The 14,326-nt window shown below is 53.8% G+C and carries 6 protein-coding genes; all 6 read left to right on the top strand.

The genetic code is table 11. From position 1 onward, the window contains the following. Nucleotides 1-144 precede the first annotated feature (144 nt). Nucleotides 145-1,854, top strand: coding sequence for a hypothetical protein (locus ABD852_RS14695; RefSeq protein ID WP_345030192.1), 1,710 nt, complete (start codon nt 145-147; stop codon nt 1,852-1,854). Beyond that, the gene (locus tag ABD852_RS14690) at nt 1,814-7,708 is read left to right on the top strand and encodes a hypothetical protein (protein ID WP_345030190.1); all 5,895 of its coding nucleotides are present in this window, start codon (nt 1,814-1,816) and stop codon (nt 7,706-7,708) included. The genes ABD852_RS14695 and ABD852_RS14690 overlap by 41 nt, the downstream gene beginning before the upstream one ends. A gap of 5 nt (nt 7,709-7,713) precedes the next feature. Continuing rightward, complete coding sequence (locus tag ABD852_RS14685) at nt 7,714-8,760, top strand: hypothetical protein (RefSeq protein WP_345030188.1); 1,047 nt, start codon at nt 7,714-7,716, stop codon at nt 8,758-8,760. A gap of 112 nt (nt 8,761-8,872) precedes the next feature. Beyond that, nucleotides 8,873-10,972, top strand: coding sequence for a fibronectin type III domain-containing protein (locus ABD852_RS14680; RefSeq protein WP_345030186.1), 2,100 nt, complete (start codon nt 8,873-8,875; stop codon nt 10,970-10,972). A 23-nt stretch (nt 10,973-10,995) separates the two neighbouring features. Continuing rightward, a complete protein-coding gene (locus tag ABD852_RS14675) occupies nt 10,996-13,572 on the top strand; it encodes a fibronectin type III domain-containing protein (RefSeq protein WP_345030184.1) in 2,577 nt (858 codons plus the stop codon). Beyond that, a complete protein-coding gene (locus ABD852_RS14670; RefSeq protein ID WP_345030183.1) occupies nt 13,569-14,006 on the top strand; it encodes a hypothetical protein in 438 nt (145 codons plus the stop codon). Before ABD852_RS14675 ends, ABD852_RS14670 begins: the two co-directional genes overlap by 4 nt. Nucleotides 14,007-14,326 lie beyond the last annotated feature (320 nt).

Raw genomic sequence — 14,326 nt, 5'->3', positions numbered from 1 at the left:
TTTTTGTAGCGTCTTCAGCGATTATAACCTTCCGTTCATCGATTGACGCTGGCTTTTTCCGGCTGAGGTGGCCAATATTGATACGCCGGTCACGTAGCACCTCTGGTGTTGGCCGCAGCTATCCACCTTTACCCGGAAAAATGCATGTCTTGTCGTTACACTATACGCATACTCCTGCCTGCCTTGCTCGCCCTGCCCACCCTGTATTTGCAGGCGCAGGAGAAAAAGAGCACGACACGTATAGTGACGCTTTCCGGCGGGATCAACGCCTATGCCGGGCTCTACACTACCAGCAGAACCCTGAACCGCAACCTGCCCACGCCTTTCGGCATCAACGGCTCGGTAACGGTTGCCTTACCCGGCGGAGTCAGCCTGCCGTTTTCCGCAACACTTGGCAACCAGGGCTCGAGCTTCCGGCAACCCTTTAACCAGTTTGGCGCAAGTCCGACCTACAAGTGGGCCACCGCTCATGTGGGTTACCGCAACGTCTCTTTCTCTCCGTTTACGCTGGCCGGGCACACTTTCCTGGGCGCAGGTGTTGAACTGAATCCAGGTAAGCTCAGGCTGGGAGCCGTCTATGGCCGTTTCAACAAAGCCATTTCCGGGACCATCACCGAACCAGGCCTGCTGCCATCCTTTAAAAGAACCGGATACGCCGTCAAAATCGGCTACGGCAAGCCCAATCAATACATAGACCTGGTAATGCTGCGCGCACGCGACGACACCAATAGCCTGGCTACGACCCCCAAAGACACCAACCGGGCCACACCACCCGCCGAGAACCTTGTGTTAGGCCTTTCGTCGAGGTTGCTCCTTGTCAGACACCTGATCATTGAAGCCGACGTAGCCACGAGCGCCTACACCCGCGATCTGCACGCCACAGCGGTCAGCGCCGAAGGTAAGAACATAGCGGTCCGTTGGTTTGGCAAGCTTATCACGCCCCGTTTCTCTACCCAGCTTACCCATGCGGTGCAGCTCGCTTCCGGGTACACAGGCAAATGGGGCTCGGTGAAAGTATTGTACAAACGAATTGACCCCAATTTCCAGACGATGGGCGCTTATTATTTTCAAAGCGATATCGTCAGCTACTCACTCGCTTCCTCGCTCAACTTCCTGAAGGGAAAAATCAGGCTGTCCGGCAGCTATGGCAGACAATTTGACAACCTGGCCGGGAATAAAAATGCAGGTACGGGACGTTCCATCGGGTCACTTTCCGTTTCGCTGAACCCCGATCCAACACTGGGTTTTGACTTGTCGCTTTCCAATTACGGCCTCAGCCAGCGGGCCGGTCTGAGGCCGCTGATTGATACGCTGCGAATTGCGCAGAACAATTTATCCGTCACTACTTCTATCCGGTACGCGCTCTTCAACCCGGAAACGGCACATATTTTCAACCTCAACGCTACCCATCAGCAACTGGCCGACCTGAATGAATTTACCGCCGCTCAAACCGAGACGAGCAATCAGAACGTGAACCTCGGCTACTTTTTTCAACAGAACAAAAGCGGGTTGGGGTTAAACCTGCAACTTTCCTATACGCAATCCGCCATTCCCCTCGTAGATGCGAATGGCGCCGCCGGCACTGCCAGGCTGCGTTACTACGGTCCCACGGCCGGCGTCAACTACGCGTTCCTGAAGAAAAAAATGAACGTGACCGCCAACACGTCCTACCTCTTTAATTCTCAGGGGAGGATGACCGGAAAAGTAATGACGGCTTCCTTCCAGTATGGCTACCGGTTCACGTCCAGACAGCAAATCAGTTTTTCATTTCATCACCTGATTTCAAATACAGGCATCATTTCGGAAAAATTCAATGAAACACGGGCAAACCTGGGCTATGGAATTTCCTTTTAACAAGAATCGGACAGGAACAATCAAACTGCTGGCAAGCCTGATGCTCATGATCTGCACGGGCGTCGCGCTCCAGGCCCAGGATCTTGTGCGCATTACCGTCAACGTCTTCCCGCCTTACAGCCCCTATATCCAGGATTATCCGGGTTTAGGGAACCAGGTCCAGGTTTTCGTTTCCAATCAATCGGGGAAGGCACAGGCTGTCCGGCTGCTGGGAAGGCTCGAAGGCGACAACGGGGTGGTAATCCAGACGCTTCCCAACTACCGGCCGCTGCGCCCCCTGCAGCTCGAAGCCACTGACCTGAACCGGATGCTTTCCCGGATGGAGCTGGAAAACCTTTTTGACCTGCAGCAGATTGATGTGCAGGGAATGGACAAACGACTGCTCTACAACGGGCTGCCTTTGCCGGAAGGAAACTATCAGCTGTGCATCCAGGCTTTTGACTATGCTTCCATACGCCCGCTCTCGTCTTCGTTTCCGGGCGGGTGCAGTACCCTTATACCCGTCAGGACGATTGAACCGCCGGTTTTGATCTCACCTTATGATACCGAGGTCGTCAGGTTTCAGAATCCACCGGCCCAGGTATTTAGCTGGTCCGCTCCGGCAGGTGTGTTGCCCAACAAGGTAGAATACAGCGTGCGTATCATCGAGCTTCCCAATGCCGACACCGACCCCAACGTATTTATTGATGCGGTAGCCCTCCCGAAATCCGGTGTTGAAATAGAGCACCTTCGCACAACTTCATTTCTCTACGGGCCCCAGTTTCCGCCCCTCCAGTTCGGAAAAAAATACGCCTGGCGGGTTCAGGCCCATTCGCTTGACAACCGTTTGCACCTGATGAATGATGGGAAGAGCCCAGTGTCTCAATTCCAGTACGGCCTGACGCTCCAGCCGGGTTCCGAATGGCTGCAGCCCCTTGCTGCTACCGAAAATTCAGGATCGCAGACGCTGTCGGCCGACCTGCCTGTAAACTGTTCATGCAAAGCACCGCCGGCCGCGAGCAAAAAGGTAGACAACAGCACCGCACTTAAAAACAAAAAAGCCACTATCGCCGGCTTCCCGCTTGAATTCCTGAACGGGGTGAAAGAAGAAAAAGGCAAGCTCAGCGGTATGGGCATGATACCGGTTCCTATGATCAACAGCGGCTACGTCAAGCTAAGGGTGAAACTGATCGACCTGCAGTGCAACAGCAGCGGCGAGGTCATCGGCGGCGCGGCGAAGGTGCTCTACAAAGACAAGGTGGCCGGTTACCTGCCTAACCTTAGCTCGCCGGAAGCGCCCAATGTGCAGCTCTCGGCCGCACAAATCCAGAACATGGGCGAGTATTTCAAGAATACCAAAGAGCAGCTCATCTCCAACCTGGTCAATTCCGCCAACAGCATCGGCTTTGAGCTTCCTTTGGGCCTCGACCGCCAAATCGGGCCTGTGCATACCGTGATTGCCATCACCGACATGACTTTCACTCCCCAACAGGCATTTTTCAACGCCAATACCTGGATAGAAAACCAAAGTGATTTTGCCAACGGAATCCCGCTCAGCGGCTACAATATGTGCCTTTCCCCCTCCAAACCCTGCGGCGACGGCATGCTGTACCTGGCTGAAGATATGAAGCTTTCTCCCTATTTTTCACTGAAAGGCGGGGCTTCAGGTGGTTTCTTCCAGCCGGACACGAATGTCGTCACCTACGTTCATTTTGATCAGAACGGGTTTAATAAAATGCGGGTCCACGGCCTGCTATCGCCGCCTATGCTCGTAAGGGCAGATGCGCCCGGACAACCGCTCGAAGTAGGGATCAACGCCAATGTAACTGATTTTAAAGACTGGACGGCTAAGTTCTCGATCCCGGCATTTCATGTCAAAGGGCTGGAAGATTTCACTTTTTCACTTGCCGACGGCGATCAGGGAATCTATGATCACTCGGAAACGGTTACCCCGGGCCCTCTTCCGGAAGGATACCTCGAATCCATCCAGCAAAACACCTGGCAGGGGCTTTTCTTCCCTAAAATCCAGATGGAATTGCCGGCTTTCCTGGCCAAGGGAAACGGCCAGCGAATCAAAGCGGGCCTGGAGAATATGATCTACGACAGTGAAGGGTTTACCGGGACCGCTTTCGTAAAAGACCTGCTCACGCTCGGAAACGGCCCTGAAAACGATGGCTCAATGGGCGGATGGTATTATGCCATCGACACTTTTAACGCCAGGTTTGACCGGAACAGTTTTAAAACGGCTTCGCTCGACGGTCGGATCGTGCTGCCCATTTTTACCGACCCGTACAACAAGTCCTCCCAACTCCCCTATACGAGTACCCTGAGCAAAAATGCAGATAGCGGCGGTCTGGAATTCGAACTGACAGTGGCGCCTACAGACAAAATGGGGGTAGACATCTGGAAAGCCGTGCTTAACCTGGATCCTTCCTCTTCCATCAAGGCTGTTTATGATGGGAAAAGCTTCAGCGCAACGGCAAGGCTGAGCGGCTCCATGGATTTTGCCGTCGGCCCGCTGGCTATCCCCGCAGCAACCTTCACCAACCTGACGCTCAGCACGGCTGCGCCGTATTTCAGCCTGGACCAATTCAATATGTCAACAGCGTCACCGCCAAAAGAACTCAACGGCAAACCCTACAACCTGGATTATGCGGGTAAGGCAAGGAATGGCACTACCGGGTTCGAATTTGAAGGAAGTATAGATTTGACGGATGGAGCCGGTATTACCGGGAACGGTGGGCTGATCCTGGCCTTCAGCACCGGAAAAAGTACCAACGGCAGGCCGGACTGGAAGTACCAGGGACTCCAAAGCGCCAATTTTAAGGCCGGCGGGACAGTCGGTCCGCTGAAAGTAGGCGGCGCGCTAGCCATCTATGAAAACGATCCGGAACGCGGCAGCGGGTTTAAAGGCGACCTGGAAATGCAGATGCTTCAGAAATTCAGTGTCACCGTAGCTGCACAGTTCGGTCGGACATCGGGCGCCGGGGGCTTTAACTATTGGTTCGTCGGCGGCAGGGTAAAGGTGCCGGAAATGGGTATCCCTATGGCCGGGCCGCTTTTCTTCAAAGGTTTCGGGGGCGGTTTGTATGCCAACATGACCCCGTCATACGGGTCCGAACAGGTGGTTTACACTCCCCAAAAAGGTACAAAAGGCTTTGAAGCTGCAGTTCTGGCGGGAATCGCGGCCCCCAATGTACTGGACGCGGAAGGCAGGTTTTCTATTACTTTTGATGAAGGCTGGGTGCCGGAAAAAATGTACATCGGCGCCGATGCCTGGTTCCTGGGCGAGAATAGCAAAAGCGCCCTGGCAACCGGTAAACTCGACCTGCTGTTTGATTTGCAGTCCGAAAAAATCTCGGCCAATGCAACGCTGACGGCAGGACTTGACGCGGGTCTCCTCAAAGTTACCGGAACCCTGCCTGCTCAAATTGAAATTGAATACGGGAATGCTGCTAAAGCCGGCCAGCCTTCGGTCAGGTGGTACCTGGCCATCGGGAAACCCATACCACAAGAGCTGAGGGCGAAACTCAACGTCTCCGTCAGCAAAACCCTGGGCTTAACCTTCGGGTCTTATTTTGTAATTGCCAATTACAAGCCCGACGAGTCCTGGACCCTCCCCCCGCCGCCCTATGGATTTGACCAGCCGCCGTTTGCCGACCTGTACCAGTCAATCAGGGGCAAACGCTCGCAATTCAACGATGCTGCCCTCCAGGCCGATACAAAGGCGATGCTGGCTTTCGGCGCCGGCTTTGCGCTCAACAACGAATACAAGATCCCCCCGTTTTTTATGCAATTCGGCGGCGCCGTGGGGTTCGACCTGCTCCTGAAAAAAATGGACACGCCCTGCTACGCAGGCGGGTCGCTACCCGGAATTAACGGCTGGTACGCAGAAGGTCAGCTCTACGCAGGACTTAGTTTTTCGCTGGGCATTGACGTAGATCTATGGATTTACGAAGGCAGAATCACCGTCGCCGAATTGTCGGCCGGTGCCATTCTCAGGGGCGGGCTCGTGAACCCGGTATGGCTCAACGGCCAGGTAGCGGTCAGGTACCGGGTGCTGCGGGGATTAGTGAAAGGTAACTTCAATTTTGACTTCTGGTACAACCGGGAACAACAATGTAACCCTGCTTTCCTGCCGCCTAACCCGTTTGCCGACATGCCGTTAATCTCGTCGCTCGGCCCTTCCGGAACCGAAACGAAAACGCCTGTTCTATCGCCATTTACGGCAACTTTTAACTATCCGGTAGAAAACAAGCTGATTGTCGATATCGAGATTCCGGACGGCAAAAATGTAGATGCCAATGCAGTAGGCACGGTTAGACAGCAAAGTGAAACCGATGCGGACGGCACTGTCACCACCCGTCGGATTTTCACTCAGGAATTCAAACTTCAGTTCAAGGAAAAGTTTGTTGCGAAGGTGATAGAGAAAGGGAAAAAGGCTGGGGATTTAACAGACAACAATGCAGGTGAGCTGGTAATGGGCAATAATAACGAAGGCGACCGGAACTATGCGGCCAGCTACTTCAGAGAACACTCGCTCCTGCCACAGACCACCTATGAGCTTGCTGTGGGCATCCAGGTTTACGTTTACCGGGACGGACAGCTCGAGCCCTTTCATTTCAAAAACCAGACCGTTGAGCAGACCGAAAAGGTAACCTTCACTACCGGCGGTTGCCCGGTCGAATTATCAAAAGGCGTTTCAAGCCAGGACTTGGTACTCACGTCTTACCCCTACGAAGGACAGCGCTTCTTTATGAAAGGCGAAACACAAAAGGCCTTCGTCAAATTGAAAGCTAAACCATTGGGTTGCTCGGATGAACTGGGGTCTGACGAAAATTATGACCTCAAGATCGCTGTCGTGCCGCTGGAAGGCGACCGGTTTGCACAGAAGCCCGTCGCGCTTATTGATGCTGAATTTGTTGGCAACCAGTATGTGTACGACCTTCCGGCCGCTCTGCGCAACGAAACACTTTACCGCCTGCAATTGCTGAGAGTTCCGAAAGACGACTACCTGAACAGCATTCTGGCAAAAGGCTTCGAAGGCCAGGTACAGACCAGGTCTATTACAACCGCCAATATATACAAACAGACCGGCACCGGAACCTCGCTGGCTTCAGCAAACAACACCAAAGTTATTTCCGTTAACCCGGCCCTATCCAACAATTCTCTGACAGGGTACCGGGCTCAAATCGATAACCGCTACGAAAAAGTGGCGAACGTGTACCAGGATGCCGCAAAACTCGATCAGCTCGCTGCACAATATGGTCTGCAGTCCAGTGCTGACGAAACGACCGTTAGAGCCGGTATGGACATCCGTCAGGTCAGTAACACGAATCAGAGCATGGTCCACGATCTGGTCGCCAGGAGGGAGAAACTGAAAAAAAGCCTCCGTTCGGAACTTTACCGCTACTATTTTAAGACAAGCAAATACAACACCTTACAGCAGAAGATAGGAAATGCCTCCTTTACAACTGCAGGAGGCGCTTCATCTGCAGCCCCCGGCCTTAAAACCGGGGACGTGGTCAGCGGCTCCATGACCCTCGACGAAGGCTTCGACACCTATGACCTCAGTTTCGAAAACCTGGGCTACAACCAGGTCAGACCTCCGCTTGTCCTGCTGAAGGCTACTGAAAACAGCCAGTGGTTCAAAGAGGTCGCAATGCCGATTGCAAAGCTGGTAGGAATGTCTGACAATAGTTACTTCGGTGAAGCCGGCAACGGGCAGCTTCAAGACAACACCCAGTTGAACAGCAAGGCACTGGAGAGGATCAAGCGGTCGACCGTCAGGTTCGGCACCTTTTTCTTCGCTACGGAAAAGCCTTACGAAAACAGTGAAATATTCAGGTTTTTCCCATCGGAAGTACACCAGTAAACACTATGAAAACGCTGATTGCTATCGCTTTTGTCCTTTCCGTCTTCATACCGGCTCTCTTAAAGGGCCAGGTCCGGCAGACCGTCACCAGGCCCGCCCGGGTTCAAAAGCCGTCCACCACACTTAAAAATAAGGCGTTGGAGCGCACGGTGGCGCAGGACGAAATCGGCAAGACGGGAATGATCCGGGCCTTGAATGGCCTGGATGTCAGCCAGCAAACCGTTACCCAACAAGTTGAAGGAATTAACCGGATGGAAGAAGAGCTAAAAAAAGCAAAAAACAACTACATCTACGGCGACAAGCAAGCCAGGAATTATGTGATCAGGTACTCCTCAGCCCCGGTCAAAGCGCTGTACGACGAAATGGTGACGCCGTTGGTAGCCAATTCGGGGTTTATTCTACTTCATCACACTTTCAACGAAATGATTGTCTCACAATTGGTTCAGGGAGCGGTTGATTCGGGGATATACACCTCACCGGGAGCAACCGATAAGCTTGCAGCGGCCATCCGGAAAGCCATAGACAAAATTGACATTCAAAATCCGGCGGCTACACAGAGTAACACCGCCTTTGTAAAAAACGGCTACTTTAACCAGTCCCTTTCTGAAGTTCTGTCTGCTACGGAAAACCTTCTGAGCAAAAAACCTGATCCCGGGAAAACGAACAACGGCAGCCTGCCGGATCTGGTCAAATCGACATTTTTTACCGAATACCAGCGGGCCGTCATGTTCTTCAAAGACGATGCGGCGGCTATTTGTATTAAAACAGCGCAGGCTGCAAAATGGAAAACCGCCAACCCCTTTTTCCTGGATCAATATGGCAAAATACTTCAAAAGGCAGTAAAAGGGGAATTGTTCAAGCCGCTTCGCTCCTATCATGGTCAATCTTCGGAATATGAGATTTTCTCCATCCGGATGCCAAATCTCCAGAAAAGAACGCAGAGCGGCTTGCTCGGTTCGCTGTGGGACCCGGAATGTAACTGCCCTTCGGAATTTACCTTCTCGGTTTTCCAGGCCAACAAAATTAAAAATGCAGTGGTTTATAATCCTTGAGAAATCGGAGGTCAGAAATCGGAAATCGGCTGCGCCGCTCCTGCCCGTTTGTTCCTGCCTCCCTATTTCCGATTTCCGATTTCCGATCACCAACACCAACACCTTTTCACCCATGAAAGCAGTCTTTTGTTTGTCCGTGCTGATAATTTCGCTCCTGACGGGAACGCAAACATGGGCGCAAAAAAAGGTCGGGGTTCCGTCCGGTCAGTTGAACAAGAAAAATGAGCCGGTAGAGGCTTACCAGGTCGGTCTGCTCGCAAAAGGTTTTGGCGACTCGGTGGTAGTACGCTGGGTGCCCAACAAAGCTGATTTATTCCGCGCCGGGTTGACGGGCGGCTACCTGCTCACCCGGAGAACCCTTCAGGATGACCTCACACAAACTGTCGACTTCCAGGTGGTGGTCAGACCCTGGCCTGTGCCTGAATGGAGGAAAAAAGCAGACACGCGGGATTCCCTGGCGGCTGCCTGCGCCCAGTTGGTCAACGGTCACAATACACCACTTAAATATGACGAAGCGTTAACGCTGGACAAAATCATGCAACAGCAAAATCAGACCGATCTCAGGATGGCGCTGTCGCTCATTCTTGCCGACCTGAAGCCGCTGTACGCCGAAGGTATGGCCCTGGGTTTTGTCGACCGGAAAGTAAAACCGGGAGAAAAGTATACCTATTCCGTCAAGTCTCTGGCTGACCCGGTTTCTTTTCCGGTTCCGGTGTCTTCTACCGCAGTGATGAACCGGGCAGACCCTTCGGACGCGCCAATGCCGGCAGTCGTTCCCGGCTCCGGGGACCGGACCCTCGTCCTGAACTGGGACAGGGAGCTGGCAGAAGCCAACTTTTCAGGCTATTTTGTCGAAAAGTCAAACGACGGCGGAAAAACGTTTACCCGCCTGAACCGCGTACCCTGGCTTCAACCCGCGGAAGGACCGGGAACCGACGCGATTGTCTATACCGATTCCGTAGCCGAAAATTACCGGCCCTACCATTACCGGGTTCTGGGGATTACACCGTTCGGCGAGCTGGTAGAATCGAATGTGGTAACAGCCAGCGGAACCGACAAAACGCCGCCACCGCCGGTATTCGGGGTAAAAGCTGCTTTCCTGAAGGGCAAAGGCGTAAAAGTTACCTGGCAATATGATACCCCGCCCCCGGACCTTTCCGGGTTTATCGTCGGCAGAAGCAACCGTATAGAGGGTCCCTTCACGCCCGTTCATGAAAAACCGCTTCCCGCCGGGCAGCGCGACATAACCGATCCGCTTCCTGACACGGCCGCATCATGCTATTATAAAATCGTTACCATAGACACCGCCCGCAACGTTAGCGAGGGGCTGCCGGTTTCCTGTTTTATAAACAACACCACAAAACCGTCTCAGCCTAAAAACCTCCAGGGATATATTGACTCCACCGGGCTCCTGCGTATCGTGTGGGATGCCAATCCGGAGCCCGACATTTACGGCTACAAAGTGTTGTATGCCAACGCCCCGGAGCATTCCTTTATTTTCAAAACCCCGGACTACCTGGCCATTCCGGGCTATAACGATTCGCTTTACCTCAACACGCTTACCAAACGCATCTGTTTTAAAGTAATTGCCTATAACAAGCAATTCCAGCCGAGCGAGCCCTCGGAAATACTGACACTTTACAGGCCCGACCTGGTCGCTCCCGCGCCACCCGCCATACGCCACTACCAATTAACGGATTCGACACTTACTTTTCAATGGAACGCCAGCCCGGACCATGACGTAAAGGAACAATTGATCCTGAGGCGCGGCAAATCGTCCGAAAGGTGGCAGCCTATCGGCAAAGTTGATGCCCGGGTGCTCACATTTACCGACCGGGACCTCAAAGGTGACTCGGAGTACGGCTATGCCATCGTAGCGGTTGACAGTGCCGGTCTCCGGTCAGTCGCGTCATTCCCGCTGAATATCAAAACGCCCCCGTCTGCCGTGCAGCCGGTGGATGCCCTCAGGATATTCGTCAATCCCGACAAGAGCATTTCCCTTTATTGGAATTACAATGTTCCCAACTGCCGGTTTACGATTTACAAATCCGGCGAAAGCAACCAGATGCGCAGCCTGGACGCCGTGTATGACAAGCGCGAATACCGCGACCAACATCCGTCAAAAGGTGTTTCGAAATATGTGGTACGGGTGACGCATCAAAACGGGCGGGCCTCGCGCTTTTCCAGCGTAGTTGAAGTGAATATCCCCTGAATGCCTGAACAACTCCCGCTCTTATGCACAACACTTTCAACATCAAAACCGGGGCGCGCCTTCTGCTCGGACTTGCGTTATGGATCTCCCCGTTGTCGTTTTGCTTCGCACAGCGAACCATCCGGGTCACCGTTGTCTCGGTTACGTACAAAGAAGTAAACCTTTCCTGGCCGAGCGTATTGGCCGAAGCCTACCTGGTCGAAAGGAAAGAAGACAATTTCGGGCAGAATTTTGTAACCATTGCAACGCTGGGTGGCAAAGGCGGCACCAACACTTACCAGGACCGTACCGTAGTTCCGAACACCAATTACCGCTACCGGATAAGAGGTATTTACGACAAAGGATCCGATGTGCTGTCCCCGGAAATAGCAGTCACCATCCCGATAGCACCGCCTTCCGCACCATCAGGGCTTACGGCCACAACGGAAGGGACACAGAGTATCCGGCTTAGTTGGAGCGATGCCAATGGCGCGGAGGCCTCCTATGTACTGGAGCGGTCCAGCGACGGCGGCGGCACCTATGCAGCCATTGCCAACGTTCCCTACAGCCGCACACCTTCGTACACCGACAACGGGCTAAAACCCCAAACCCGGTATTGCTACCGGGTAAAAGCAAGAAACAGTTCTGGAGATTCGGGCTATTCCAACGCTGCCTGTACAGCTACCGAGCAGGGCAGTCCCAATGCGCCTACCTCCCTGATCGCAGGTGCTAACCAGGTTTTCCAGATCCAGCTCAACTGGATCGACCGGTCTGACAACGAAACCAGCTTTGAAATTGAACGGCGCAGTGAAGACGGCACCTTCGCCAGGATTGCCACCACCGGCGCGAACGTTACCCAATTTCTTGACGGTCCGCTTACCCCCGGCACCAGATACTACTACCGGGTAAGGGCCGTCAACGGTACCGGTGCGTCCGGATATACCAACGAAGCCAATGCCGTCACGGCACAATCACCTCCGGCCGCGCCCCGGGCGCTGTCTGCCGTTACAGCCGGCTCCAGGCAAATTAACCTTATCTGGCAGGACCAGGCAAACAACGAGGACGCCTTTGAAATAGAACGCTCTACCGACGGCAGCAATTTTACCAAAATAGCCGATGCTGGCGCCAATACCACCTCTTTTCAGAGTACAGGCCTGGCTCCCAATACGCGGTATTGGTACCGGGTACGGGCGCGCAACAGCGGGGGGCTGTCGGCCTACTCAAACGTTGCAGAAGCGACCACACGCGACGAGGCACCGCAAACGCCCGGTCCGATTTCCGGTAATGCGGTATCAAATACCCAAATCAATCTTAGCTGGGCAGACAATTCAGGAAATGAAACCGGGTTTGAACTGGAGAGCTCCGGCAACGGCACCAACTTTGCGAAAATTGCCGACCTCGGCCCGAACACCACCTCCTATCAGCACACGGGACTTACCACCTTAACCCGCTATTGGTACCGCATCAGGGCAAAAAACGCCGTCGGCAACTCCGCCTATTCCAATGTGGTGCAAATAACCACACTGGATGTACCACCGGCGGCGCCAACGGGCCTGGCAGCCGTGGCGGTGTCAAGCAGCCAGATTAACCTCACCTGGAAGGACAACTCCGGGAATGAAACGGGTTTCGAAATTGAGCGCTCCACAGACGGCAAAAACTTTGTCAAAACCGGCGACGCAGGCGCCAATGCAGTTGCCTTTCAGCAGTCGGGGCTCGCCCCCGCTACCCGGTACTGGTTCCGGGTACGCTCGCGCAACAGCCGGGGAGGTTCGTCCTACTCCAACATAGCCGACGCCACCACACGGGACGTTCCCCCTGCAAACCCGGCCGGACTTTCGGCTACCGCTATTTCCTACCAGCAGATTAGCCTGAAATGGACCGATCAATCCGGTAACGAGACCGGGTTTGAAATAGAAAGGAGCACAGACGGGAAAACCTTTCAGAAAATTGTATCGGTTGCCGCAAATGTGACCTCCTACCAGAACACCGGCCTTACCGAGCTTACACAATATTACTACCGGGTGCGCGCCGTCAATGCGATCGGCAGTTCAGGCTACTCGGAAATTGCTTCTGCCAAAACACCGAAGGCGCCCCTACCCGACCAACCCAAAAACCTGACCGCCGTACCTATCGACTTCGACCTGATACAGCTCAAATGGTCGCCGGTCTCAACCAATACCACTACAGTTGTAATTGAACGGTCTCAATATCCTGACCGCGAGTTCAAAGAAATCGGACGCCAGCAAGCCGCTGTGACCCAGTTCCCCGACCACGAAATATTGCCGGTCCGGGATTATTACTACCGGATTAAGGCCACGAACCCGGCGGGCAGCTCGCCCTACAGCAATGTCGCAAAGATTTCGGCGGGAGACATTATCACCGGGCTGGAGAACGCTGACCCGGCCTCCCTGGTGTATGCGTCAGACAATAAACTGTACGTCCGGATCGGCTCACCGGACGCCGCAGACCTGGCGCTTTTCGATAAAAGGGGCATCAAGCGGCTGACATTTTCAGTCACTGATCGATCAGAAATCCTATTATCCGGTCTGGAACCAGGCATCTATTTCGTCATGCTCCGGACCTCCCGAAAACTTTCACGTCATAAAATACTTGTAAAATGAATGCTAGATTAATCCTGGTGCTGGCATGCATGTGGGTGCCGGGCGCATGTAAACCGAAGGAGGTGATCACCCCGTCCGTAGGGAAAATTTGGAAAGCCGCATTGGTAAAAGAAAACGGCACGGTGGTTTTTCAGGCGGGGAATACCGGCAATGCCCGGCCCGGTTATGAGCAGTTCCGGCTGGACCTCACACGTACGGAAGAAGTAGTTTATACCGATCTGGACGGTCGGCGCCTGACCGGGGCCTGGAGCTTTTCAACCGATAACCGCCGGCTTATACTGGAAAACCTTTCGCCGCCGCCGAGCGCTTCCGTCGGCAACGTGGAATTTTACCTGTCGTCCCCTCCTACCAATACCACCCTGATGCTCAAGAGAACCAATGAAAGCCGAAAAACAGGGAATACCGTCAATGAGTACGAGCTGGTACCGGAGTAGATGCCGATGCCGGAAGGTTCTTTCCGGTGCATTCCAACCCGGATGTGCGCTGCGGCCATCAGGTGTCATCCCGCCCGTAGTGGAGGGATCTCTCCTGCTTCCTGAACCAAATTCCTTTCAGAGGACTTTTTTATAACGACAGCAGATCCTTCGGCTCCACTGCGTTGCGCTCAGCATTGACAACACGATGTATGGGGGCGCACCTACCGGATGGTCATTCCGAGCGCAGCCGAGGAATCTCCCTTTCCCTGCACTCAATCTATTCCACCAGGCTTCTTAGTACCAACAGGAGATCCTTCGACTCCGCTGCGCTGCGCTAC

It is taken from the genome of Ravibacter arvi, assembly GCF_039540405.1.
In the GTDB taxonomy this organism is placed as follows: domain Bacteria; phylum Bacteroidota; class Bacteroidia; order Cytophagales; family Spirosomataceae; genus Ravibacter; species Ravibacter arvi.
The sequence above is the reverse complement of the archived record's forward strand: the minus strand, read 5'-3'. Positions and strand labels throughout refer to the sequence as shown.